Source organism: Streptomyces sp. NPDC027663 (assembly GCF_055566415.1).
On the sequence record NZ_JBVHSK010000006.1, the window covers coordinates 430,250 to 454,880 of the forward strand.

The window sequence follows — 24,631 nt, forward strand, 5'->3', positions numbered from 1 at the left end:
GGTTTCGAATTCGCTCGATGCCCCGCTGTGGTGGTGAGGGGTCGGTGAAAGTCACCGGAAAAGCCGTACCCCTCGCCCGTACGCTGGAGACATGACCACGACGGGGGAAGACCACGCCAGGGCCCTGACCGGCCCTTGGTGGTGGGGAAGGTGGCGCAGTGCGGTGCTCGACGGGGCTCTCGCGCTGGCGTCGGCAGTGGAGTGCGCCGCGGAGGGAATTCCGTTCGCCCGGGATGCCGGGATCCCGGTGGCGGTGGGGATCGTTTTCGGGGTGATCGCCGGTTCGGTGCTGCTGGTGCGGCGCAAGTGGCCGGTCGCGGTGGTGCTGGTGGCGATCGCGATCACGCCGGCGCAGATGGGTTTTCTGCTGAGTGTCGTCGGGCTGTACACGCTGGCGGCGTGTGAGCTGCCGCGGCGGGTCATCGGGGCGCTGGCGGGGATGTCGCTGCTGGGGACGGCGGTGGTGACGTTCGTGCGGGTGCGGCAGGACATGGCGCGCGGGGATCTCACGCTCGGTGACTGGTTCGTGCCGTTCGCTGCGGTGACGACGGCGTTGGGGCTGACGGCTCCGCCGGTGTTGCTGGGGTTGTACGTGGGGGCGCGGCGGCGGTTGATGGAGAGTCTGCGGGAGCGGGCGGATTCGCTGGAGCGGGAGCTTCAGTTGCTCGCGGAGCGGGCGGAGGAGCGGGCCGAGTGGGCGCGGGGCGAGGAGCGGACGCGGATCGCCCGGGAGATGCACGATGTGGTCGCGCACCGGGTGAGTCTGATGGTGGTGCATGCGGCGGCGTTGCAGGCGGTGGCGCGGAAGGATCCGGAGAAGGCGGTGCGGAACGCTGCCCTGGTGGGGGACATGGGGCGGCAGGCGCTGACGGAGTTGCGGGAGATGCTCGGGGTGCTGCGGGCGGGGGCGGACGGAGAGCGGCGGGCCGCCGCGGTGCCGTTGGCGGCGGTCGGGGAGGCGGCTGCGGAGGCGGCGTCCCGGGTCGCGGCGGTCGAGGTGGGCGGGGCGGAGGGGCCGTGTCTGTCGGAGCTGGATGAGTTGATCGGGCAGTCGGCTGCCGCGGGGATGGTGGTGGATCTGTCGGTGGACGGGGAGGTGCGGGCGTATGCGGCGCACGTGGAGCAGACGGCGTACCGGGTGGTGCAGGAGGCGTTGACGAACGTCCACAAGCATGCGGCGGGTGCGAAGACGCATGTGCGGTTGGCGCATCGGGTGTCGGAGATCGCGATGCAGGTGGAGAACGAGCCGCCGCCGGAGCCGGCGTCGGCGTCGGCGGCGGGGTTGCCGTCGGGTGGGAACGGTCTGGTGGGGATGCGGGAGCGGGTCGTGGCGCTGGGTGGTGTGTTCGTGTCCGGGCCGACGGATGCGGGTGGGTTCCGGGTGTCGGCGGTGATTCCGGCGGTGTAGGGGGCCGCGGGGGTGTGGTGGGCACCCGGCCCTGTACCTCCCCAGCCGTATGCCTCCCTGGCCCGGTCGGTCTCGGCCCTGTGGCTCCCTGGGCCTGTGCCTCCCCGGCCCTGTGGCTCCCCGGGCCTGTGGCTCCCCGGCCCGGTCGGTTTCCCGGCCCGGTCGGTTTCCCTTGCCGCGCCTCCTGGTCGGTCTCCCTTGCCACGCCTGGTGGGCATCCCTATGGCTCGGTGGGCCCTGCTGGGCCCGTCGGCTGGGGCGGGGTGGGTCAGCCGGCGGTGAGGCGTGTCGGGGGGATGCCGGTGATGAGGATGGAGAGGGCGTGGTCGATGTCGGGGCCGAGGTACCAGTCGCCGGTGTGGTCGACGGTGTAGACGCGGCCTTCGGCGTCGATGGCGAGGGCGGCGGCGGTGTCGGTTTCTTCGCCCAGGGGGCACAGTTCGGTGCCGAGGGCGCGGCCGAGGTCGCCGAGGGTGCGGGCGAGGTGACGGCCGTGCAGGGGGTCGAGGTGCAGGGTGGCGGGGGCGATCTGGCGGCCGGGGCCGGTGGGGGTGATGGTCAGGCCACCGAATTCGGCCCAGGCCTCGACGGCTGCGGGGAAGACGCTGTGCCGGTGTCCGGCGGGTGAGGTGTGTTCGCGGAGGGCGTCTGCCCAGATCTCGGCCTGCTTTATGTCCCAGCGTCCGGGTTGCCAGCCGGCGGCGCGCAGGGCGGCGTCGACGGGTACGGGGAAGCGCGTGGTCGAGGTGCGGTCGGGGTGCATCTGCCCTTCGTTCGTCCGGTGCGTGCGGGTGCTCGCGTGGCGGTGCGGGTGTTACCGGGGTTGACGGGGGTGGTCAGCCGTGGGTTGCGGTGGGGTCGACGATGCGGACGCCGAAGTGGGCGCTGAGGGCGGTGCAGGTGCGGCAGGGGGCGGCGAAGCTGCCGTGGAGGGGGTCGCCGTCCTCGCGTATGCGCCGGGCGGTGAGTTTGGCGTTCTTGAGTGCTCTGCGTGCTTCGCCGTTGGTCATGGGTTTGCGGGCGGCGCGTTTGCTGCGTGCGGCGTCGGCGGTGGTGATGTGCCGGGAGATGAGGATGGTTTCGGCGCAGCGGCCGGTGAAGCGGTCGCGTTGGGTGCTGGTGAGGGTGTCGAGGAAGTCCTGGACGAGGGGGTGCAGGGCGGGGGGCTGGTCGCTGCGGGCGGCGGTGCCGGTGAGGGTGGCGCCGCGGACGGAGAGGGCGGCGGCGACGGTGGGCAGGATGCCGTCGCGGCGGTGCCGGAGGGTGGGGGCGGGGGGTGTGTCGGTTCCGCTCCAGTCGATGCGAGGGTCGCCGGCCCGCACGTCGGTACCTCCGGTCTGCAACGTGTTCATGATCGTTTCCCTCCCTGGGCATCCCCCCGAAGGACACAGGGTGCCAAATGCCGTGGCTGGTGGGGAAGCTGGGGCGGCGCGACACGCCCGTGCGGGGGTGTGCGGTGACGGTGGGGTGACGGCTGGTCACGGAGGCGGAGGGGTGGGGCGGGTGAGGACGCGGTGGGCCGGTGACCGGGGTTCGCGTACCGCTTAGGCTGTCGGCATCCGCGATCGACACCGCCGTTCAGGCCAGAGACAACGCCGCAGGGGGCTACCGCCATGACGACAGGTCGGCTCGGGCTGGGGGCGCCGCCCAGCCGCCAGGCTGGGGGACAAGCCACGCCGCCGAACGCGGCCTATGCCGGGCAGGTCGTGCATTTTCCCGATCCGGTCCGGGCGGCACGTCACCCGAGAGGGGTACGGGTCGATGAGCGGGGTTTTCCGGATTTCTCGCCGTATGCGCGCGTGGCGGTGGAGATCGCCGAGCCGCCGGAGGGGTTCGGGGTCGATGAGCTGCGGCTGACGGACTATGTGTCGGCGAACGCGGCGCTGGCGGCTGCGGGGCATGCTCTGTGGGACACGGTGCCGGGTGTGGCGACGCCGCACGGCTGGACGTGGCATCACGTGGCCGGGACGCGGCGGCTGGAGCTGGTTCCGGTCGAGGTGAAGGCGTTGCTGCGGCATCACGGTGGGGTGTCGACGGCGCTGGTGGACCACGGCAAGCGGGGTACGCGGCCGTTGCAGGAGACCCGGCCGGCGCACTTCGGGCTGCCGAAGTCGGGTGTGGCGGTGGCGGAGGCGCAGGTGCTGGGGGTCGAGGAGGACCTGGGTTACCGGCTTCCGGGTGCCTATCGGACGTTCCTGAAGGCGGCGGGTGGTTGTGCGCCGGTCGGTACGGCGCTGGATCCCGAGCTGGGGCTGCTGCTGGACCAGCCGTTCTTCACGGTGCGGGACGAGGCGGCGGTCAATGACCTGGTGTACGTCAACAAGTGTCTGCGTGACCATCTGACGAAGGAATACCTCGGGGTCGCCTTCGTGCAGGGCGGGTTGCTCGCGGTGAAGGTGAAGGGCGACCGGGTCGGTTCGGTGTGGTTCTGCGCGTACGACGATGTGCGTGACGTGGACCCTTCGTGGTCGCCGGCGGAGCGGGTGGAGCGTCTGCTGCTGTCGTGCGGTGACGATTTCGACGTGTTCCTGTCCCGGCTCGCCGGTAGTCCGCCGGAGTTGGAGACGGTGGCGAATCTGATGGTCGACGGCGGTTTCGCGCGTGTCGTGCCGGTGTCTTCCGGCTCGGTGTCGTCCGGTCCGGCGGGGGAGTGAGCTGCAGGCGATGGTGACTTACGCGCAGGCGCAGGAGCGCGCCGAGGAGTGGATCAACGGCGACGTGCCCGCGTACCAGCACCGTGAGGTGCGGGTGCGGGAGTTCGAGCTGGGTTTTGTGGTGTGGGGCGAGGACCGGGCGGAGGGACCGCGTTCCGATGCGGGCGGTCAGCGTCTGGTCATCGCCCGGGACAGCGGGGAGGCGACGTTGTGGCCTGCTCTGCCGGTGGGTGAGGTGATCCGCCGGTACGAGGAGGAGTACGGCCGCGCCGAGGAGCCGCAGGACGCGGTGCCGGCGCCGGCGGCGCGGGTCGACCTGAACCAGACGTCCTTCCTGCTGACTCCTCCGGAGTGGCTGCAGGAGGCGGCGGACAAGCTGGGGTTGGGCGAGCGGGAGCCGGGTGCGGCGGAAGGTTCGGCTTCTGATGCGGGCTCCTCGGATTCTTCGGGCCCGGCTTCTGGTGCGGGCTCCCTGGGTTCTTCCGCTCCGGCTTCTGGTGCGGCCGCCTCGGGGTCTGCGGGTTCTGGGGGTTCTGCTGCGGGTCTTGCCCCGGGGTCTGGGCCGGGCTCTTCGGGGTATGGGCCGGCGGCTTCGGGTGCCGGGCCGGGTTCCGCTGCGGATTCCGTTCCGGGTTCCGCCGCGAGTGTGCCGGGGCTCGGTTCGGGTCCGGTTCCGGGGCCCGCTCCGGGCTCGTATGCGGGTTCGGGGCCGGGTTCGTATGCGGGTTCTGTTCCGGGTGAGGGCTCGGGTCGGGCTGCGGCTTCGGTGGGTCCGGGCGGTGGTTCGGGTCCGGGTTCTGCGGCGGTTCCCGACGAGGGTGCCGTTGCGGGCGGTGGCAGGGCTGCTGTGGGCGGTACGGCGGACGCGGTGCCTTTTGGCGGCGGCGGGCCGGCGCAGACGCAGGCCGGGGTCCCCGCTCCGGTGGACGTGCCCCCGGGGGCCACGCCCTGGGCCGGTACCGACACGAATGCGGAAGCCGGCGAGGACGACCGTTCCGTGCCGCTGCCCGCGACCGTGTTCGCGCCTCCGCTGAGTGAGCTGGAGGACGAGGCGCCGCGCTCGTCGGCGGCTGCGCCGGACGCGCCTACGGCGTTGATGTCGGGCGGGAGCCAGTTGCCGCCGACGGCGATCGCGCCGGCGCTCGACGCCCCGGACGCGTCCGGGGGACAGGGTTTCCCGTCGGACACGCAGGGTGGCGTGCCGGCGCCTGGTGGCGCGCCGGGCACCCCTGGAGCCGCGTACGCGCCGGGTACCGCCGGGACCGCGTATGCGCCGGGTACTGCTGGGACTCCGCATGCGCCTGGGGCTGTGTATGCGCCGGGTGCGCCCGGCGTGCCGGGTACCGGGCAGGGCGGTACGCCACCGCCACCGCCGCCGGGCGCGCCGGTGTACGGCTACCCGCAGGGGCCGGCGGCACCGGGGACGCCTCCGCCGGGGGCACCGTCCTACTCTCCGGCGCACGGCACTCCGGCCGCGCCTGCCGCGGCGCCTGGCGTGCCGGGGGCTCCGCCGGGCAGCACGCCGCCGCCTGCGCCGCCGGGTGTCCCGTCGTCGTACGGCCATCCGCAGGGCGCCCCCGGCGCTCCGCAGGATGCCCCCGGGTACGGCTATCCGCAGGCGCCGGCCGGTGTGCCGGAGGCGCCGCAGCCTCCCGCCGGGCCGGGTGCGCCGGGGCGGCGGCTCGCGCCGAACGCCGGTGACATCGCGGACGCGGCGACGAGCAAGGCTGCGCCGCCGCCGAAAAAGGCGCGCGGTGGAGTGGGCGCGCCGCCTCCTCCGCCGGGGGTACCCGGCGCTCCGGGTGCGCGTCCCGGGAGTGCGGCGACACCGTCCGCGCCGGGTGCGCCTGCGGGCGGGTACGTGCCGACGCAGCTTGTGTCGGCGCTCGGACCGGACGGGCCCGAGGGTCAGGGCGGCGCGGGCACGCCGGCCGGGCCGGGCAGCGCGGAGGGAGCGCAGACGCCGGGCGTGCCGAACGCTCCGGGCGCCCCCAACCCGCCCGCGGCACCGATGGCTCCTCCTGGCGGTATGCCTCCGGGCAACGTGCATCACGCGGCGACGATGCTGGCCGACCCCAGCCAGATGGGCGGGGGAGTGCCGCAGCCTCCGGCTGTCCCCGGCGTCCTCGGTGTGCCTGGCGCTCCCGGCGCACCGCAGCCTCCGGGCGCCCCCGGCATGCCGAACCCGCCCGGCGCCCCCGCGGGCCAGGGCACCCCGGGCATGCCTCCTGCGCCGGGTGCGCCGCAGCCTCCGGGCACCCCGGGCATGCCTCCCGCCGCCGGCACTCCCAGGTCCCAGGGCACGCCTGGCGCACCGCAGCCCCCGGCTGCCCCCGGTGTCCCTGGTGCCCCCGGGGCTCCTGGTGTTCCCGGCGCGCCCGGTGGGGCTCGCGGTGCCGTGCACCACGCGGAGACGGTGCTGTCCGCTCCCCCGGTGGGCGGTCCGGGTGCGGCTCCGCCGCCGCACGCTCCCGTACCCGGGATGCCGGGCGCTCCCGGCATGCCTCCGGGTACTGCGGGGACGCCGCCGATGCCTCAGGGTGCGATGCCTCAGGGTGCGATGCCGCCGTCCGGTGCGATGCCGCCGGGCGGCCCCGTGCCGGGGCAGGCTCCGGCGTACGGGTATCCGCAGCAGGGGCAGCCGACGGTCGGCCCTGGCTATCAGGCGGTGCTGCGCTATCGCGCGCAGGACGGCTCGGAGCAGCAGCTGATCCGGCGTTCGGCACCGGGTACGCCGCACCCGGAGTGGCAGATCTTCCACGAGCTGCGGGCGATGAACGTACCCCCGGACCAGGTGCTGGAGCTGCACACGGAGCTGGAGTCGTGCACGCTGCCGGGTGCCTACTGTGCGCGGATGATCCGGGAGCAGTGGCCGCAGGCGCGGATCACGAGCATCGCGCCGTACGGCACGGACCATGCGAGCCGGCAGCAGGGCATGCAGCAGCTGCTGGCGCACCAGGGTGAGTTGCATCAGGTGGCGGACGGTCCCGCACGGCCCGCGCCGGTGCGGGCGCCGTTGCCGCCGGTGCAGCCGGCGCCGCCGGTCCCGCCGGAGGGCATCGCGCAGGAGCTGGCGGCGGCGTTCGGGCCCGGGATCTTCCGGTTCGAACAGCAGGCGGTGTCCCGGCAGGGTGTGCCGCCGGTCGTGGCGCACACGCTGGTCGTGGCCGGTCTGCCGGTTGATCTGGGCCCGTTCTTCTGGGCGCAGGCGCAGCCGGGCCGTCCGGTGCCGACGCTGGCGGAGCTGGCGGCCGAGCGCGGGGTGCAGCCCGCGGCGGACGCGGGTTCGTATCTCGTCATGGGCACCGACTTCGGCAGGGCGATCTGTGTGCAGTACGGGACGGCGAACATCGTGGCCGTGCCCGTGGAGGCGGGGCCGGGCGGTGCACCGGTGCCGCCGCAGTTCGTGAACACCGGGCTGCCGGAGTTCGCCCGCTGCCTGGCTCTGCTGGGCCGGATGTGGCGGCTGCGGTACGGGCTGAACCAGGAGCAGGCGGGCCGCTGGACCGTCGACTTCCAGGCGCAGCTGGCCGCCCTGGACCCGGCGGCGCTGGGTTCGCCGGAGAGCTGGTGGTCGGTGCTGCTGGAGCAGATGTGGGACGGGTTGCTGTAGCGCGATAGCGCGATAGCGCGGTCGCGCGCCCCTCGCCCGTCGCTCACCTCGGCCGGATGTGAGCCCTCGTGCCCTTCACGCGTGTGCGTGGAGGGCACGAGGCGTTTGCAGGGGGTGTGGGGCCGTCGTCGGCACGGGTCGCGCACGACGAGGGCGCATTGCGAGATTCCGACCGTGACGCGCCTGCGGAGTGTCGCGTTATGAACACTTAAGTCCGATCCATCAAGATATGCGCGAAATCTTCCTGTCGTCATGTCCGGTGGAGAGGGGTTCCCAGGGTGAGCAGCGCATCGATGTCGCCGCACGGCTTCGCGACCGTCCGGGGGCGCGGCTACCGCCCCCACCAGGTCGACGCGTACCTGGAGGCACTCTCCGACGACCGGGACGCCGCCTGGGAGCGGGCCGCCCGGCTGACCGTGCTCGCCAAGGAGATGGAGGCGGAGGCCGTGCGGGCGCGCGAGGCCGTCGCCGCTCTGGAGCCGCAGACGTACGAGGCGCTCGGGGACCGTGCACGGCGTGTGTTCCAGCTCGTGCTGGACGAGGGGGTGGCCATCGGGGAGCGCGCGCGGCGCGAAACGCGTGAGCAGATCGCGCAGGCCGAGGCGTACGCCGAGGCCGTACGCCGGCAGGCGCAGGAGGCCGCGGACGCGATCCGCGCCGAAGCCGACGAATACGCCCGCCAACTGCTCCTCGGCGCGCAGACCGAGGCCGACGGCCTCCGCATCGGTGCCCGGCTCGAAGTGAAGGCAGGGCGTGGAGAGGAGCTAGCCGCGTTGCGCGAGCTGCGGCAGCGCACCACCGGCATGCTCGCCGAGCAGTCCCGCGAGCACGCCGCCCGCTGGGCCCGGGCAGAACGCGAGGAGGCCGAGCAGGCGGCCGAGCTGGACGCCCGGCTCGCCGAACGGCTGAGCCGGGCCGAGGCCGAGCTGGCCGAGGCCGAACAGGCCCTGGAGGAGGCCCAGGGATGCGACGGCCACTACGAGGAGGAGGCACGCGTGCGTGCCGCCGAGATCCTCGCCCACGCGCGTCTGCGCGAGGAGCACATCGCCCGGGAGACCGAGCAGGTGCTGCGCGAGCACGGCGAGACCTGGGACGACGTCAGCGCACACATGGACTCCGTACGCGACAGCCTCATCTCGCTGACGGGCCAGGCGGCACTGGAGTAGCGGCCGGCCGGGCGCCCGCGGACAGGACGGCCCGTCAGCTCCCCCTGCGCACTACCCCTGTCAGCTCTCCCTGCGCACCGCCCCCGCCAGGATCCACCCCTCCACCGCCTCGTACTGGCGCCGTTGCTGCTCCGCCCGCGCACGTCCGGACAGCACCGTGCCCAGCCAGCCGAAGAGGAAGCCGGCCGGGATGGAGACGAGGCCGGTGGTGGTGAACGGAAACCAGTTGAAGTCGGCCTGCGGGAACGCCGAGACCGGTGAGCCGGACACGAGGTTGGTGCCCGGCATGAGCAGCAGCACGGTCAGCGAGCCCCCGATCAGCGTGCCCATCAGCCCGCTGCGGGTGTAACGGCGCCAGAAGAGGCCGTAGACCAGGGCGGGAGCCAGGGCCGAGGCGCCCAGGCAGAAGGAGAGCGTCACCAGGGGCTGCAGGCTGTGGTGCTGCACCAGGGTGGCCAGCAGGATCGTCGGCACTCCTATGGCCAGCGCCGAGACGCGGGCCAGGGTCATCTCGCGGCGGGCCGGCATCTCCTGCACGCGGGCCGCGAACACGTCGTGCGCGAGGGAGTTGGCGCACGCGAGCATCATTCCGGCCACCGAGGCGAGCAGGGTCAGGAAGACCGCGGTGATGACCAGCGTGAACAGGAAGGTCTCCGCCGCCGACACGCCTGGGCCGAACGCCGCGCGCGTGCCCAGCAGATACGCCGTGTTGCCCTGCGGGTCCGCGGCGGAGACCGCCGCCCGTCCGGCCAGGGCCGTCGCGCCGAACCCCACCACCGTGATGACCAGCACGAACAGGGCGACGATCGACACCGCCCAGGACATCGAGCGGCGCACCTGGCGGGCGCTGGAGGCGGTGTACATGCGCATGGTGACGTGCGGCAGGCAGGCACCGCCGAGGACGACGGTCAGCTCCGAGGCGATCATGTCGAGGCGGGACGTGGCGCTGGTGCCGAACTGCAGCCCGGAGTGCAGGAAGGCCGGCCCGGCCCCGCTGCGCTGTGCCGCGGTGGTGAACAGGGCACCGGGGTCCCAGTCGAAGCGGCGCAGCACGAGGACGGCGACCACGGCGCCGGAGCCGACCAGCAGCACGATCTTCAGGATCTGGATCAGCGCGGTGCCCTTCATGCCGCCGATCGCCGCGTAGGCGATCATCAGGGCGCCGAGACCCACGACGCATCCGGTCTTCAGGGACTCGCTGCCGAAGCCCAGGACGAACGCCATCAGCTGTCCGGTCGCGGCCAGTTGGACCAGCATCAGCGGCAGCAGCGCGGCGATCGTCACGGCGCAGGCCGTGATGCGTACGCAGCGGCCCGGCAGCCGGCGGGCGAGCGCGTCGCCCATGGTGAACCGGCCGGCGTTGCGCAGCGGCTCGGCCAGCAGGAACATCAGCAGCATCAGCGACAGCGCGGTACTGAGGGCGAGGACGACGCCGTCGTAGCCGCACAGGGCGATCACTCCACCGGTGCCGAGGACGGTGGCGGCGGAGATGTAGTCGCCGGCGATGGCGAGGCCGTTGCGCAGCGGGGACAGGGAGCCGTAGCCGGTGTAGAACTCGTCGAGGTCGTCCCGGTCGGGGCCGGTCATCACGCACAGCAGCAGGGTCACGGTGGCGACGGTGGAGAAGGCGACCAGGAACATGGCCTGGGCCGATTCGCTGAAGCCGGTGAAGCCCGGGACGGCGGGGCCGCCCGCGGCGCCGTTCATCGCACCGCTCCGCGCCGGGCGTCCAGTTCGGCGTGCCTGCGGATGCGGTCGGCGAGCGGATCGACGTGCCGGCGGGCGGTGTGCTCGTACAGGGCGATCGCGAGCCAGGTGACGGGCAGTTGGAGCAGGGCGAGCAGCAGGCCGGCGGGGATGCCGTCGGCGACCGTGCTCGTCATGACGCCGGGTGCGCAGGCGGACAGGACGAGGAAGCCCGTGAAGTAGCCCAGCGCGGTGAGCGTGGCGGTGCGCCGCTGCCAGCGGTAGGCGCTGCGCAGCACGCGCAGGTCGCTGTGGTGGCCGAGGGGTTCGCGGGCCGGCCGGTGGGCCGGGCGGGACGATTCGGGGGGCGTGGGCTGCCAGGGGTACGTCGGCTGCGAGGGGGAGGAACGCAGTGCAGGGCGGCTCCGGAGGTTCGGGTCCGAGCCGTACGGCGGGTGTGACGGGCGCGAGGGGTGCGAGGAATGCGAGGGGTGGGAAGGGTACGACGGGTGCGGCGGGTCGTAGGACATCCCGGGGCTCCTTGCATGGTTCGGGTCCGTGGCGGCGGACCGCAGGGAGGTGTGGGAGCAGAGCCACGCACGCTACTCGCGCAGTTCCGGCCGCGCGGCGTTTTCACCGAACTGGCCAGTCGGTATGCGCTTACCCCGCGGGAACCGGCCGCATCCGGGGTGTCACCGGCGTCAACTCGCGTTCGTACGACTCAGGTCGCATGCCGGGCACGGACGTCCCTCCGCGGTACGCCGTCTCCTCCCTCACGGGACCCACGCGCGCATACCTCCGCGAGGCGATGACCGGGCCCGCGCCCCTGGCCTACCGTCCAGCACATGAACCTCTCCCGTGCGTTACCCCGACGGTCCGCCGTCGCGGCCTCCGCGCTCACCGCGGCCCTGTCATCGGCGCTCGTCGCCCCCGCCGCGTTCGCCGCCCCGGCTCCCTCCGCGTTCGCCGCCCCGGCCTCCGCCGCCCCGCCTGGCGTCGCGTTCGCCGCCCCGGCCTCCGCCGCCCCGCCTGGCGTCGCGTTCGCCGCCCCGACTTCTGTCGCCCCGGCCTCCGCCGCCCCGGCTCCCGCCGCGTTCGCCACCCCGGCTCCCGCCACCCCGGCTCCCGCCGCCCCGGCCCCTGCCGCCACCCCGGCCCCTGCGAACGCGAACGTGGTCGAGACGCCCGCGACGGCCGCCGCGGCCGAGGCTCCCGCAGCGCTGCCCCGCCCCACCGGCCCGCACGCCGTCGGCCGTGCCACCCTGCACCTGACCGACAGCGCCCGCCGGGATCCCTGGGTACCGGCCGCGGGCGCACGGCAGTTGATGGTCTCGGTGTACTACCCGGCCCGCCCCCGGACCGGCGGCCCGACCGCCGCGTACATGACCCCGGACGAGGCGCGGCTCCTGCTCCGGGCGAAGGTGCCTGACTCCACGGTCCCGGCCGAGGCGCTCAGCGGAGTCCGCACCTGGTCGCATCCCGGCGCCCGCCCGGCGCGCGGCAGCTACCCGCTCGTGGTGCTCTCGCCCGGCTTCACCCTGCCGCGCGCCACGCTCACCGGTCTCGCCGAGGACCTCGCGAGCCGTGGGTACGTCGTCGCCGTCGTCGACCACCTGTACGAGAACACGGGCACGACGCTGCCCGACGGGCGGACCGTGCCGTGCGCGATCTGCGACGAGCGGCCGGCCGGCGGGTACGGTGCCGTCGCGGAGAGCCGGGCCGCCGACCTCTCCTTCGTGCTGGACCGCCTGACGGGACCCCGGCCGGCCTGGCGGTACGCCCGCATGATCGATCCTGCGCGGATCGGCGTGGCGGGGCACTCCCTCGGCGGTGCCGCCACCGCCGTCACCATGGCAGCCGACCCGCGGGTGCGGGCGGGCGCCAACATGGACGGCACGTTCTTCGCTCCCGTGCCCGAGGACGGCCTCGGCGGGCGTCCCTTCCTGCTCTTCGGCAAGGCCTCCAGCCCGGAGGACCGCACGTGGAACGAGGCCTGGGCGCACCTGGACGGCTGGAAACGCCGGCTGGCGGTCGCCGGGGCCGACCACGGCACCTTCACGGACGCGCCGGTGCTCGCCGAACTGCTCGGCATGGCCGACCCGGACGTGCTGTCCGGGCAGCGCTCGGAGGCGATCACGCGCGCGTACATGGCCGCTTTCTTCGACCGGCACCTGAAGGGGCGCGCGCGGCCCCTGCTCGACGGGCCGTCGGCGCGGTACCCCGAGGTCTCCGTCCGCCTGCCCTGACCGGGTCGCCCGGAGGGCTTCCACCGGGCGGGCGGCGTGGTCGCGGCTGGCGGGTGGGCGTCGGGCGGCGGTGTGGGCGCGGCTGCCGGGTGGGCGTCGGGCGGCGGCGTGGGCGCGGCTCCCCGGTGGGCGCCGGATGGCGGCGTGGGCGCGGCTCCCCGGTGAGGGTCCGTGCCGTCCCGCGTACCGTCGGCGGCCGCGGGGGCGTTCACTCCTGCAGCACCGGGAACCGCCGGGGCGCCACCATCAGCAGCACCACGAACGCCAGCGCCGCCGCACCCGCCGCCCCCAGGTACACCGCGTGCACCGCCTCGGCGATCGCCCGCCGGGTCGCCCCGGGGACCGTACCGGCGTCCAGCGCCCGGGTGACGGAGTCCAGGTCGCCCGCCCCGCCGAGCCGGGCGGCCAGCACCCCGTTGGCGACGGCACCGAACAGGGACGCGCCCACGGTCTGCCCGGTCTGCCGGCAGAACAGCACCGATGCGGTCGTGGTGCCCCGCTCCGACCAGCCCACCGTCGACTGCACACCGACGATCAGCGGCAGCTGGAACAACCCCAGTGCCCCGCCCAGCAGCAGCATCAGCAGCGTCGGCTGCCACCAGGAACCCGGGTACGGCAGGAACGGGAACGCGAACAGGACCAGCGCCGCCAGGCCGATGCCCAGCAGCGCGGTGTCCCGGAAGCCGATCCTGCGGTAGACGTGCTGGCTGAGCGCGGCCGTCACCGGCCAGCTGAGCGTCCACACCGACAGCACGAACCCGGCGGCCACCGGCGCGAGCCCGAGCACCGACTGCGCGTACGTCGGCAGGAACACCGCCGGTGCCACCATCAGCAGCCCCAGCGCGCCGAGCGCCAGATTGACGGCGGCGATCGTCCGGCGCCGCCACACCCACCCCGGGATGATCGGCTCCGCGGCCCGCCGCTCCACCGCCACCACCATGCCGAGCAGTGCCAGGCCGGTGCCGAACAGGGTCAGCGACGGTGCCGACAGCCAGGGCCAGGCGACGCCGCCCTGCACCAGCGCGGTCAGCAGCACCCCGCCGCACGCGAACACCGCGAGCGCGCCGGCCCAGTCCACGCGCGCGTGGCGGGCGCTCTCCCGCTCGGGCTCGTGCAGATGCCGGACGATCAGCCACAGTGCGGCGGCGCCGATCGGCAGGTTGACCAGGAAGATCCAGCGCCAGTCGGCGTAGGCGGCGAGCACCCCGCCGAGCCCGGGACCGGCCACCGCGGACACCGCCCACACCGTGGACAGCTTGGACTGTATCTTCGGGCGTTCCTCAAGCGGATACAGATCCGCGGCCAGTGTCTGCACGGTGCCCTGCAACGCCCCGCCGCCCAGGCCCTGCACGATCCGGAACGCGATCAGCGCCCCCATGTTCCAGGCCACCGCGCACAGCAGCGAACCCAGCAGGAACACGGCGGCCCCCACCACCAGCACCGGCTTGCGGCCGAAGGTGTCGGACAGCTTGCCGTAGACGGGGAGCGTGACGGTGACGGCGAGCAGGTAGCCGGAGAACAGCCACGAGAAGACGGAGAACCCGCCGAGGTCGCCGACGATCTGGGGGACGGCCGTGGCGACGACGGTGGAGTCGAGCGCGGCCAGCGCCATCGACAGCATCAGCGCGGCGACCACCGTGCCTCGCCGCCGGGTGTCCGGCCGCCGGGCGGCTCCGTCGCGTATCGCCGGTGACGTACTCCCCACCGCACACCCCTCCCGTGCTCCCTGCCGGGGGCTGGCCCGTGCCCCCTGCACCGATCTCCGCGACGACAGCTTCCCATGCGACCGGCGACTTGACCCTGACGCGACGGAGGGGTGGAGGCTGTGCGCACCGAAGGGTGGAGACGACCCCGAGAACGGCTCCACCCGGCGGTGGAGCACCCCTAGGGGTTCCTCCGTACTGCGGCCCGGGGAGAGTTCGTCCCGGCGGAGGACGAGTCCGGCCGGGGGCGGTCCTTAACCTGGCTTTACGCCGCTGGGGGGCGGCGGACCGCAGCGGCGGGGGTGGGGTTTTCCCCCCGGAAAGACGGGGCTTCGCACCAGGGCGAGGCACCCCCGCCGACCGCGAGACTCATCGACGTATCCAGACGACGACCCGGGACACCGGGGCATTCACCATCGACCTGTCAACCGACATAGGAGACATACCGTGACATCGGCTGTGACCAGTCCCAGGCACGGGGGCGATTCAGAAGGTGTGGCGCGGAGCGCCTCGACCGGGGACGGTGGCCGGATGGCGGGAGGGCGCACGGCCGTCGCCGCGCGGGCACGGCAGGTCGTGAAGGCGTACGGGTCCGGCGAGACCCGGGTCGTCGCGCTGGACCACGTCGACGTGGACATCGCCCGCGGCCAGTTCACCGCGATCATGGGCCCCTCCGGGTCCGGCAAGTCCACCCTGATGCACTGCCTCGCCGGCCTCGACACGGTGACGAGCGGTCAGATCCATCTGGACGAGACCGAGATCACCGGCCTGAAGGACAAGAAGCTCACCCAGCTGCGCCGGGACCGGATCGGCTTCATCTTCCAGGCGTTCAACCTGCTGCCGACGCTCAACGCGGTCGAGAACATCACCCTGCCCATGGACATCGCCGGCCGCAAGCCCGACCGGGCCTGGCTGGACCGGGTCGTGGAGACCGTCGGGCTCGCCGGCCGGCTCAAGCACCGGCCGACCCAGCTCTCCGGCGGCCAGCAGCAGCGCGTCGCCGTGGCCCGCGCGCTCGCGGCCCGCCCGGAGATCATCTTCGGGGACGAGCCGACCGGAAATCTCGACTCGCGCGCGGGAGCGGAGGTTCTGGGCTTCCTGCGCCGCTCGGTGGACGAACTCGGCCAGACCATCGTCATGGTCACCCACGACCCGGTGGCCGCCTCCTACGCCGACCGCGTGCTCTACCTCGCCGACGGCCGGATCGTCGACGAGATGTACCACCCGACGGCCGATCAGGTCCTGGACCGCATGAAGGACTTCGACGCCCGGGGACGTACGTCATGACCGTCATGAAGACCTCGATGCGCAACTTCTTCGCGCACAAGGGCCGTATGGCGCTCTCGGCGGTCGCGGTCCTGCTGTCGGTCGCCTTCGTCTGCGGGACCCTGGTGTTCACGGACACGATGAACAGCACCTTCGACAAGCTGTTCCAGGCGACCGCCTCGGACGTGACCGTCGCCGCCAAGGGCTCGTCCGACAGCGGTGAGACCACCTCCCGCACCGGCAAGCCACCGGTCGTGCCGGCCTCCGTGGTCGGTGAGGTCCGCGGCGCCCGCGGCGTGAAGTCGGCCGAGGGCACGGTGTTCTCCACCTCGGTGACCGTCGTCGACGCCGACAAGGACAAGCTGTCGCCCGACAGCGGCGCGCCCACCATCGTGGGCAGCTGGAACGGCAACGACGCCCGCACCATGGAGATCACCTCCGGCAAGGCGCCCGGGAGCGCGGGCCAGGTGATGGTCGACGCGGACACGGCCGGCAAGCACGGCCTGAAGCTCGGCGACGAGATCGGCATGATCTCGGCCGTCGGCACGTACCACGCGCGCGTGTCGGGCATCGCCTCCTTCCGGGTCACCAACCCGGGCGCGGCGATCTTCTACCTGGACACCAGGACCGCCCAGCAGACCCTGGTCGGCCGGACCGGCGTCTACACCAACGTCAACGTCACCGCCGCCGAGGGCGTGACCGACGCGCAGCTGAAGAAGAACGTCACGCAGGCCCTCGGTCACGGCTACAAGGTGCAGACCGCCAAGGAGGTCGCCGACGCCAACCAGAAGGACGTCCAGAGCTTCCTGAACGTCATGAAGTACGCGATGCTCGGCTTCGCCGGGATCGCCTTCCTCGTCGGCATCTTCCTCATCATCAACACCTTCTCGATGCTGGTCGCCCAGCGCACCCGCGAGATCGGTCTGATGCGGGCCATCGGCTCCTCCCGCAAGCAGGTCAACCGGTCCGTGCTCGTCGAGGCCCTGCTGCTCGGCGTGCTCGGCTCCGCGCTCGGCGTCGGCGCGGGCATCGGCATCGCCATCGGCCTGATGAAGCTCATGGGCCAGATGGGCATGAACCTGTCCACGGACGATCTGACGGTCGCCTGGACCACCCCCGCGATCGGCCTGCTGCTCGGCGTGGTCGTCACCGTGCTCGCCGCGTACCTGCCCGCCCGGCGCGCCGGCAAGATCTCCCCGATGGCCGCCCTGCGCGACGCCGGCGCCCCGACCGACGCCAGGGCCGGAGCCGTACGGGCCGCCCTCGGCCTCCTCCTCACCGGCGCCGGCGGCTGGTGCCTGTACGTCTCCGCCACCGCCGACGAGGCCAAGGGCGGCTCGGGCTGGCTGGGCGTGGGCGTGGTGCTCACCCTGATCGGCTTCGTCGTCATCGGCCCGCTGCTCGCCGCCGGCGTGGTCCGCGTCCTCGGCGCCGTCATGCTGCGGATGTTCGGGCCGGTGGGCCGGATGGCCGAGCGCAACGCGCTGCGCAACCCGCGCCGCACCGGTGCCACCGGCGCAGCCCTGATGATCGGCCTGGCCCTGGTGGCCTGCCTGTCGGTGGTCGGCTCCTCCATGGTGGCCTCCGCCACCGACCAGCTCGACAAGACGGTGGGCGCGGACTTCATCGTCCAGGAGGACCACGAGAAGGGGATCGTCCGGCAGGCGGTCACCGCGCTCAAGGACACACCTGGCCTGGAGCGGGTCACCGAGTACAGGATCCTGGACACCACCCTGACCACCCCGGACGGCCGCGCCTCCAAGACCGAGATCAGCGCGGCCGACCCGACCTACCCGCAGGACGTGCGCACCAGGACGGTCGCCGGCAGCCTCGCCGACGCCTACAAGCCCGACTCGATGTCGGTCTCCGAGGGCTTCGCCCGCGAGCACGGCGTCCAGCTCGGCTCCAGGGTCGCGGTCGACTTCCGGGAGGGCAGGACGGCCAAGCTGACGGTCCGTGCGATCACCAGCGACGACGTCGTCATCGACAAGGGCGCGATGTACGTCTCCATCGCCACCGCGGCCAGGTACGTGCCGGCCGACCGGATGCCGCTGGACCTGCTGGTCTTCGCCACCGCCGAGGACGGGCAGGAGGCCGCCGCCTACAAGGCGCTCAAGGCCGCGCTGCACGACGACTACCCGCAGTACACCGTGCGCGACCAGACCGACTACAAGCAGGCGCTGAAGGACCAGATCGGCCAGTTGCTGAACATGATCTACGGCCTGCTCGCCCTCGCGATCATCGTCGCGATCCTGGGTGTGGTGAACACCCTGGCCCTGTCGGTGGTCGAGCGGACCCGGGAGATCGGCCTCATGCGGGCCATCGGCCTCTCCCGCCGCCAGCTGCGCCGCATGATCCGCCTGGAGTCCGTGGTCATCGCCGTCTTCGGCGCGCTCCTGGGCCTGGGCCTGGGCATGGCCTGGGGCGCCACCGCCCACAAGCTCCTCGCCCTGGAGGGCATGAAGGTTCTGGAGATCCCCTGGCCGACGATCAGCACCGTCTTCATCGGCTCGGCCTTCGTGGGCCTGTTCGCCGCGCTGATCCCGGCGTTCCGTGCGGGCCGCATGAACGTACTGAACGCCATCGCCACGGACTAGCAGGACACCGCCCCCGCGGCCCCCACCCGCGGGCGCTTCGACCAGACGGCCACCGCACACGGGGGTTGCGGGGGCGAACCCCGGCACCGGGAAGTCTTGGGGGACTTCCCGGTGCCGGGTTCTTTGCTGTGGGGCCGCTTCTCGGGGGCGGGGCTGTGGTGCGGGGCCGCTTCTCGGGGGGCGAAGGCTTGCGCTGTGGGGCCGCTTCTCGGCGGGCCGAGTCGGGTGGTGGGTGGGCGAGGGCCCGGGGGTCCAGGGGGCGGAGCCCCCTGGTGGCCCACGACGGCGCAGGGCACCGGACAGCAAGGTTGTCCACAGCCCCCGGCACCGCCCGCCGCGGCGTCGTACGCTGGGAACCCCCGGCCGGTTCCCCGCGTCGGGCTCTTCGCGTTGCCCACACCAGGACGGAAAGCCTCCTCCATGAGCCTGCACGGTCTGCTCGACGCCGTAGTCAAGGACCCCGCCCTCGCGGAAGCGATTCCGGCGGCGGCGGACGGCAACCGCATGCACGTCGACCTCGTCGGCCCCCCGGCCGCCCGCCCCTTCGTCGTGGCCGCCCTGGCCCGCGAGGCCGGCCGCCCCGTGCTCGCGGTCACCGCGACGGGCCGCGAGGCCGAGGACCTGGCCGCCGCCCTGCGCTCGCTGCTGCCCGAAGAGGGCGTCGTGGAGTACCCCTCCTGGGAGACGCTCCCGCACGAGCGGCTCAGCCCGCGCAGCGACACCGTCGGCCGCCGCCTCGCCGTCCTGCGCCGCCTCGCCCACCCCAGCCAGGACGACCCCGGGACCGGCCCGGTCTCCGTCGTCGTCGCGCCCATCCGCTCGGTGCTCCAGCCGCAGGTCAAGGGCCTCGGCGACCTGGAGCCGGTGTCCTTGAGGACCGGCCGGACCGCCGACCTGGACGAGGTGGTGGAAGCCCTCGCGGCAGCCGCCTACGCGCGCGTGGAGCTGGTCGAGAAGCGCGGCGAGTTCGCCGTGCGCGGCGGCATCCTGGACGTGTTCCCGCCCACCGAGGAACACCCCCTGCGCATCGAGTTCTGGGGCGACGACGTCGAGGAGATCCGCTACTTCAAGGTCGCCGACCAGCGCTCCCTCGAAGTCGCCGAGCACGGCCTGTGGGCCCCGCCCTGCCGTGAGCTGCTGCTCACGGACGACGTACGGGCCCGCGCGCGTGCCCTCGCCGAGGCCCACCCCGAGCTGGGCGAACTGCTCAACAAGATCGCCGAGGGCATCGCGGTCGAGGGCATGGAGTCCCTCGCGCCGGTCCTGGTGGACGACATGGAGCTGCTGCTCGACGTGCTGCCCAAGGGCGCGATGGCCGTCGTCTGCGACCCGGAGCGGGTCCGCACGCGCGCCGCCGACCTCGTGGCGACCTCGCAGGAGTTCCTGCAGGCGTCCTGGGCGGCTACCGCGGGCGGCGGCGAGGCACCGATCGACGTCGGCGCGGCCTCCCTGTGGTCCATCGCCGACGTGCGCGAGCGTGCGCGCGAGCTGGACATGATGTGGTGGTCCGTGTCGCCGTTCGCGGCGGATCTCGACCTGACGGACACCTATGCCGCGGACGCGGCGGGGGACACGCTCAAGCTCGGCATGCACGCCCCCGAGACCTACCGCGGCGACACCGCGCGGGCCCTCGCCGACACCAAGGGCTGGCTCGCCGACGGCTGGCGCGCGGTGTACGTCACCGAGGGCCATGGTCCGGCCGCCCGCACGGTGGAGGTGCTCGGCGGCGAGGGCATCGCGGCCCGCCTGGACTCCGACCTCGGCGAGCTGAGCCCCTCCGTGGTGCACGTCTCCTGCGGCTCGATCGAGTACGGCTTCGTGGACCCGGCGCTGAGACTCGCCGTCCTCACCGAGACCGACCTGTCCGGTCAGCGCACCGCGAGCCGCGACGGCGCCCGCATGCCCGCACGCCGCCGCAAGACCATCGACCCGCTCACCCTGGAGCCGGGCGACTACATCGTCCACGAACAGCACGGCGTCGGCCGCTACATCGAGATGGTGCAGCGCACCGTCCAGGGCGCCACCCGCGAGTACCTGGTCGTGGAGTACGCGCCCGCCAAGCGCGGCCAGCCCGGCGACCGGCTCTACATCCCGACCGACCAGCTGGAGCAGATCACCAAGTACGTCGGCGGCGAGGCCCCCACCCTGCACCGCCTCGGCGGCGCCGACTGGACGAAGACCAAGGCGCGCGCGAAGAAGGCCGTCAAGGAGATCGCCGCCGACCTGATCAAGCTCTACAGCGCCCGCATGGCCGCCCCCGGCCACGCCTTCGGCGCCGACTCGCCCTGGCAGCGCGAGCTGGAGGACGCCTTCCCCTATGCGGAGACCCCGGACCAGCTCACCACCATCGCCGAGGTCAAGGAGGACATGGAGAAGTCGGTCCCCATGGACCGCCTGATCTGCGGCGACGTCGGCTACGGCAAGACCGAGATCGCCGTACGGGCCGCCTTCAAGGCCGTACAGGACGGCAAGCAGGTCGCCGTACTCGTCCCCACGACCCTGCTGGTGCAGCAGCACTTCGGCACGTTCTCCGAGCGGTACGGGCAGTTCCCGGTGAACGTGCGGGCGCTCTCCCGCTTCCAGACCGACACCGAGGCCAAGGCCGTCCTGGAGGGCCTGAAGGACGGCGCGGTGGACGTCGTCATCGGCACCCACCGCCTGTTCTCCTCCGAGACGAAGTTCAAGGACCTCGGCCTGGTCATCGTGGACGAGGAGCAGCGCTTCGGCGTCGAGCACAAGGAGCAGCTGAAGAAGCTCCGTGCCAACGTGGACGTCCTGACCATGTCGGCCACGCCCATCCCGCGCACCCTGGAAATGGCGGTCACCGGCATCCGCGAGATGTCCACGATCACCACGCCCCCGGAGGAGCGCCACCCGGTGCTCACGTTCGTCGGCCCGTACGAGGAGAAGCAGATCGGCGCCGCCATCCGCCGCGAACTGCTGCGCGAGGGCCAGGTCTTCTACATCCACAACCGGGTCGAGTCCATCGACCGCGCGGCGGCCCGCCTGCGCGAGATCGTCCCCGAGGCACGCATCGCGACGGCCCACGGCCAGATGTCGGAGTCGGCGCTGGAACAGGTCGTCGTCGACTTCTGGGAGAAGAAGTTCGACGTGCTGGTGTCGACCACGATCGTGGAGTCCGGCATCGACATCTCCAACGCCAACACGCTGATCGTGGAGCGCGGCGACAACTTCGGTCTCTCCCAGCTGCACCAGCTGCGCGGCCGCGTCGGCCGCGGCCGTGAGCGCGGGTACGCGTACTTCCTGTATCCGCCGGAGAAGCCGCTGACGGAGACCGCGCACGAGCGCCTGGCGACCATCGCCCAGCACACCGAGATGGGCGCGGGCATGTATGTCGCGATGAAGGACCTGGAGATCCGCGGCGCCGGCAACCTGCTCGGCGGCGAGCAGTCCGGGCACATCGCGGGTGTCGGCTTCGACCTGTACGTCCGCATGGTCGGCGAGGCCGTCGCGGACTACCGGCGCCAGCTGGAGACCGGCGAAGCGGAGGAGGAGCCGCCGCTCGAGGTCAAGATCGAGCTGCCGGTCGACGCGCACGTCCCGCACGACTACGCGCCCGGCGAGCGGCTGCGCCTCCAGGCGTACCGGGCCATCGCCTCCGCCAACTCGGAAGAGGACATCAAGGCCGTCCGCGAGGAACTCACCGACCGCTACGGCAAGCTGCCCGAACCGGTGGAGAACCTGCTGCTGGTGGCCGGCCTCAGGATGCTCGCGCGGGCGTGCGGTGTCGGCGAGATCGTCCTGCAGGGCACCAACATCCGCTTCGCGCCGGTGGAGTTGCGCGAGTCGCAGGAGCTGCGCGTCAAGCGGCTGTACCCGGGCACGGTCATCAAGCCCGCCGTGCACCAGGTGCTGGTCCCACGCCCGAAGACCGCGAAGGTGGGCGGCAAGCCGCTGGTCGGCCGCGAACTGCTGGCCTGGGTCGGTGAGTTCCTCACCTCGATCCTGAGCTAGGGGGGCGCAGGCCGGCGCGCCGCTCGGCGGTGGGTCCAGCGGGGCCCGGCGATCGGTGTCCCGTTGCGCCGCCACATGCCTCAAGCCGAGCCCTGCTTGTCCCGTAATCATTCCTTCATGCCCTGTCTGCTGGGCGGCCGGGGGAAGTTACGGTGGGGAGCGGAACGTTCCGCCCGCGGCTGAGGGGCGGATCAGGGCGAGCGAGGGGGCGTACCGTGACGCGTCTGAGGGGTGGGGCGGTCACCGCCGTGACCGTGCTGGCCGCCGAGGCCGGCCGTACGACCGAGCAGACCGAAGAGACCTTCGGTCCCGGGAACACCGCGGGCGGGGGCGCAGCAGGGAACGCGCGCTTCTTCCGTGCGGTGACCGCGCTGGCGGCTGCCGCGCTCCTCGTCACGGGATGCGAGGGGCTCGGCGAAGACGACTCCTCCGCGGGATCCGGGCCTGCTGCGCCGAACGGGCGGGCGGCCAGTCCGCTCAGGAATCCCGACGGTACGAAGCCAGGGCTCGCGCCCCTGACCACGGACGCGGACAGGGCCGAGGCCCGCAAGCTCATCGAGGAACTGTCCACCAAGGGACGGGGGCCGAAGACGGGCTACGACCGTGAGAAGTTCGGCTACGCCTGGATGGATACGGCCGACGGGGTGCCGCTCGCGAGGAACGGGTGTGACACCCGAAATGACCTCATTCGTCGCGATGCCCGGAACCTCCGTTTCCGGGCCGGCTCCGACTGCGTGGTCATCGCCATGACGCTGGACGACCCGTACACCGGGACGACCATCGAATGGCGCAAGCAGCAGGCCGCCAAGGTGCAGATAGATCACGTGGTGCCGTTGTCCTACAGCTGGCAGATGGGCTCCTCGCGCTGGCCGGAGAGCAAGCGCAGGCAGCTCGCCAACGACGCGCTGAACCTGATCCCGGTCGAGGGGCGAGCCAACTCGGCCAAGGGCGATTCCGGCCCCGCGTCCTGGCTGCCCCCGAACAAGCGGATCCGGTGCGCCTACGCGGTCCGCTTCGCACAGGTCGCCCTCAAGTACGAGCTTCCGGTGACGAAGGCGGACGAGGCGACGATGCTCGAGCAGTGCGCAGACTGACAGCACCCTGATGACCTGGGAAAACACGTTCGATTTTGCGTTCTCGGGCGCGTACGCTCCATGCCGTGGCTGACCGCATACAGAAGATCGTGACGACGCTGCCGGGTCTGAAGAGCGTCACCGGCGTGTGGAAGGAGGCCGACCGCCGTCTCGCGCGGGGCGACGCCGCCTTCCTCGCGGACCTCGGCATCGCGCTCGCCGGAGCGCACGGCTCCGACGCCACGCGGATCTGGCAGTACCGGAGTGTCTTCGACCACCTGCTCCGGCTGCTGGCCACCACCCCCGGTTCCGTGAACGTCGTCCAGGCACTGCGGCTGGTCTCCTCCGAGCAGGCCGCTGACAGGAAGCTGGACCGTTACGCGGCTTCCTTGCTGGCCTCCAGTCACCCGGCAGAGGAACTGGCCGTGGCGTTCGGCGAAAACACCTCGGAGGAGTTGCGCGCCTGCCTGATCCATGAGCTGGTGCTCAGGGGCGTCGACGTCACAAGGACGCCGGACATCGCGCAGTGGGCGACATCGCCGCACTGGAGGCACCATCCCCTGGGATGGCTGCCGCCGGCGCTGTCCGACACGGAGGGGCGGCCGGATCTGCCCGGCTACAGCGCCCGTGGCGGCAGCCACTCGTTGCCGTACGGCCCGTCGGAGAACCGCGGCTCGGCGGTTGTCGCCGGGGCACACGTTCCGTCGGCCGACGAGACGACGACCGAAACCGCGGCCAAGGGCATCGGCACCGCTGTGGCGAACTGGGCCGAGGAGTCGAACGGCCGGATCGAGGCACGAGTCTTCGAACTGGCGGGTCCTCTGGAGGACGAGTCGGTACCGAGCGTGTTTCTGGCGCTGGGACTGGAGTGCCTGAAGGGTGCCGGGAAGAAGGACGCGTTCTCGGTCGCGGCCTGTCCGCCGGAGCGGGCATGGCAGGTGCTCTTCGCCGCCGCGTCCACGGGAGGGGCCTACAACTCCGGCGTCCGCGGCGCCTACGGCCGCCTTGCCGCGTGGCAGTCCCTGGCCGGCCTCAGCGGGGCTTCCGAGGGCGACACCGCGGAGGCGGTCGAGGCACGTGTACGGGAGTGCACCTGGTACGAGTTCAGTGCCGGGACGAAGTGGTTCGAGCGTGTGGCCTGGGACATCGGCCTGGCCGCGGTCTGTCCGGAGCGCCGGCGGCTGGCGGTGCTGGCCGCGACGGACACCGACTGAACGCCGGGGGCTGTCGACGCCGGGGCTGTT

General features: G+C 72.8%; 15 protein-coding genes. 10 read left to right on the forward strand and 5 right to left on the reverse strand.

The genetic code is table 11. The features are described 5' to 3' along the window. The first annotated feature begins 91 nt into the window (after positions 1-91). Positions 92-1,408, forward strand: coding sequence for a sensor histidine kinase (locus ACZ4SF_RS19790; RefSeq protein ID WP_468385838.1), 1,317 nt, complete (start codon positions 92-94; stop codon positions 1,406-1,408). A gap of 268 nt (positions 1,409-1,676) precedes the next feature. On the opposite strand, the gene ACZ4SF_RS19795 is transcribed toward ACZ4SF_RS19790, so the two are convergent. Then, positions 1,677-2,171: an SUKH-3 domain-containing protein gene (locus ACZ4SF_RS19795; protein WP_468385841.1), complete on the reverse strand. Its 495-nt coding sequence runs from the start codon at positions 2,169-2,171 to the stop codon at positions 1,677-1,679. 73 nt (positions 2,172-2,244) lie between these two features. Continuing rightward, positions 2,245-2,760 carry a YwqJ-related putative deaminase gene (locus ACZ4SF_RS19800; protein WP_468385844.1) on the reverse strand — a complete coding sequence of 172 codons (516 nt, stop codon included), beginning with the start codon at positions 2,758-2,760 and terminating at the stop codon, positions 2,245-2,247. A 261-nt stretch (positions 2,761-3,021) separates the two neighbouring features. Between ACZ4SF_RS19800 and ACZ4SF_RS19805 the strand changes: the two genes are divergently transcribed. The 3 genes from ACZ4SF_RS19805 (at position 3,022) to ACZ4SF_RS19815 (ending at position 8,841) form a co-directional block, all read left to right on the forward strand. Continuing rightward, positions 3,022-4,062, forward strand: coding sequence for an SMI1/KNR4 family protein (locus tag ACZ4SF_RS19805; protein WP_468385848.1), 1,041 nt, complete (start codon positions 3,022-3,024; stop codon positions 4,060-4,062). Between the two features lie 10 nt (positions 4,063-4,072). Continuing rightward, entirely contained in the window at positions 4,073-7,675 is a 3,603-nt protein-coding gene (locus ACZ4SF_RS19810) for an SUKH-4 family immunity protein (protein ID WP_468385852.1), read from the forward strand. A 278-nt stretch (positions 7,676-7,953) separates the two neighbouring features. Further along, the gene (locus tag ACZ4SF_RS19815) at positions 7,954-8,841 is read left to right on the forward strand and encodes a DivIVA domain-containing protein (protein WP_468385855.1); all 888 of its coding nucleotides are present in this window, start codon (positions 7,954-7,956) and stop codon (positions 8,839-8,841) included. Between the two features lie 60 nt (positions 8,842-8,901). Here the strand turns inward: ACZ4SF_RS19815 and ACZ4SF_RS19820 are convergent, their stop codons facing one another. Beyond that, positions 8,902-10,548 (reverse strand): sodium/solute symporter, encoded by a 1,647-nt coding sequence (locus tag ACZ4SF_RS19820; RefSeq protein ID WP_468385858.1) that lies wholly within the window; start codon positions 10,546-10,548, stop codon positions 8,902-8,904. Beyond that, positions 10,545-11,057, reverse strand: a complete 513-nt coding sequence (locus ACZ4SF_RS19825) for a DUF485 domain-containing protein (RefSeq protein ID WP_468385861.1) — start codon at positions 11,055-11,057, stop codon at positions 10,545-10,547. Before ACZ4SF_RS19825 ends, ACZ4SF_RS19820 begins: the two co-directional genes overlap by 4 nt. Before the next feature lie 315 nt (positions 11,058-11,372). On the opposite strand from ACZ4SF_RS19825, the gene ACZ4SF_RS19830 reads away from it, so the two are divergent. Continuing rightward, complete coding sequence (locus ACZ4SF_RS19830) at positions 11,373-12,773, forward strand: alpha/beta hydrolase family protein (RefSeq protein ID WP_468385864.1); 1,401 nt, start codon at positions 11,373-11,375, stop codon at positions 12,771-12,773. 208 nt (positions 12,774-12,981) lie between these two features. On the opposite strand, the gene ACZ4SF_RS19835 is transcribed toward ACZ4SF_RS19830, so the two are convergent. Beyond that, positions 12,982-14,478, reverse strand: a complete 1,497-nt coding sequence (locus tag ACZ4SF_RS19835) for an MFS transporter (protein WP_468385867.1) — start codon at positions 14,476-14,478, stop codon at positions 12,982-12,984. 445 nt (positions 14,479-14,923) lie between these two features. On the opposite strand from ACZ4SF_RS19835, the gene ACZ4SF_RS19840 reads away from it, so the two are divergent. The 5 genes from ACZ4SF_RS19840 to ACZ4SF_RS19860 all read left to right on the forward strand — a co-directional run bounded on the left by ACZ4SF_RS19840 (position 14,924) and on the right by ACZ4SF_RS19860 (position 24,601). Next, a complete protein-coding gene (locus ACZ4SF_RS19840) occupies positions 14,924-15,763 on the forward strand; it encodes an ABC transporter ATP-binding protein (protein ID WP_468385870.1) in 840 nt (279 codons plus the stop codon). After that, positions 15,760-18,339 carry an ABC transporter permease gene (locus ACZ4SF_RS19845; RefSeq protein ID WP_468385873.1) on the forward strand — a complete coding sequence of 860 codons (2,580 nt, stop codon included), beginning with the start codon at positions 15,760-15,762 and terminating at the stop codon, positions 18,337-18,339. The genes ACZ4SF_RS19840 and ACZ4SF_RS19845 overlap by 4 nt, the downstream gene beginning before the upstream one ends. Before the next feature lie 420 nt (positions 18,340-18,759). After that, the gene (gene mfd / locus ACZ4SF_RS19850; protein WP_468385877.1) at positions 18,760-22,314 is read left to right on the forward strand and encodes a transcription-repair coupling factor; all 3,555 of its coding nucleotides are present in this window, start codon (positions 18,760-18,762) and stop codon (positions 22,312-22,314) included. Between the two features lie 362 nt (positions 22,315-22,676). After that, positions 22,677-23,408: an HNH endonuclease family protein gene (locus ACZ4SF_RS19855; protein ID WP_468386005.1), complete on the forward strand. Its 732-nt coding sequence runs from the start codon at positions 22,677-22,679 to the stop codon at positions 23,406-23,408. A gap of 65 nt (positions 23,409-23,473) precedes the next feature. Next, positions 23,474-24,601: a DUF6183 family protein gene (locus ACZ4SF_RS19860; protein ID WP_468385880.1), complete on the forward strand. Its 1,128-nt coding sequence runs from the start codon at positions 23,474-23,476 to the stop codon at positions 24,599-24,601. Positions 24,602-24,631: the final 30 nt, after the last annotated feature.

Excerpts from the sequence above, each read along its gene's own strand:
- ACZ4SF_RS19795 (WP_468385841.1), bottom strand. The coding sequence starts at position 2,171 with ATGCACCCCGACCGCACCTCGACCACGCGCTTCCCCGTACCCGTCGAC.
- ACZ4SF_RS19810 (WP_468385852.1), top strand. The coding sequence starts at position 4,073 with ATGGTGACTTACGCGCAGGCGCAGGAGCGCGCCGAGGAGTGGATCAAC.
- ACZ4SF_RS19805 (WP_468385848.1), top strand. The coding sequence starts at position 3,022 with ATGACGACAGGTCGGCTCGGGCTGGGGGCGCCGCCCAGCCGCCAGGCT.
- ACZ4SF_RS19825 (WP_468385861.1), bottom strand. The coding sequence starts at position 11,057 with ATGTCCTACGACCCGCCGCACCCGTCGTACCCTTCCCACCCCTCGCAT.
- ACZ4SF_RS19845 (WP_468385873.1), top strand. The coding sequence starts at position 15,760 with ATGACCGTCATGAAGACCTCGATGCGCAACTTCTTCGCGCACAAGGGC.
- ACZ4SF_RS19790 (WP_468385838.1), top strand. The coding sequence starts at position 92 with ATGACCACGACGGGGGAAGACCACGCCAGGGCCCTGACCGGCCCTTGG.
- ACZ4SF_RS19820 (WP_468385858.1), bottom strand. The coding sequence starts at position 10,548 with ATGAACGGCGCCGCGGGCGGCCCCGCCGTCCCGGGCTTCACCGGCTTC.
- ACZ4SF_RS19800 (WP_468385844.1), bottom strand. The coding sequence starts at position 2,760 with ATGAACACGTTGCAGACCGGAGGTACCGACGTGCGGGCCGGCGACCCT.
- ACZ4SF_RS19830 (WP_468385864.1), top strand. The coding sequence starts at position 11,373 with ATGAACCTCTCCCGTGCGTTACCCCGACGGTCCGCCGTCGCGGCCTCC.
- mfd (WP_468385877.1), top strand. The coding sequence starts at position 18,760 with ATGAGCCTGCACGGTCTGCTCGACGCCGTAGTCAAGGACCCCGCCCTC.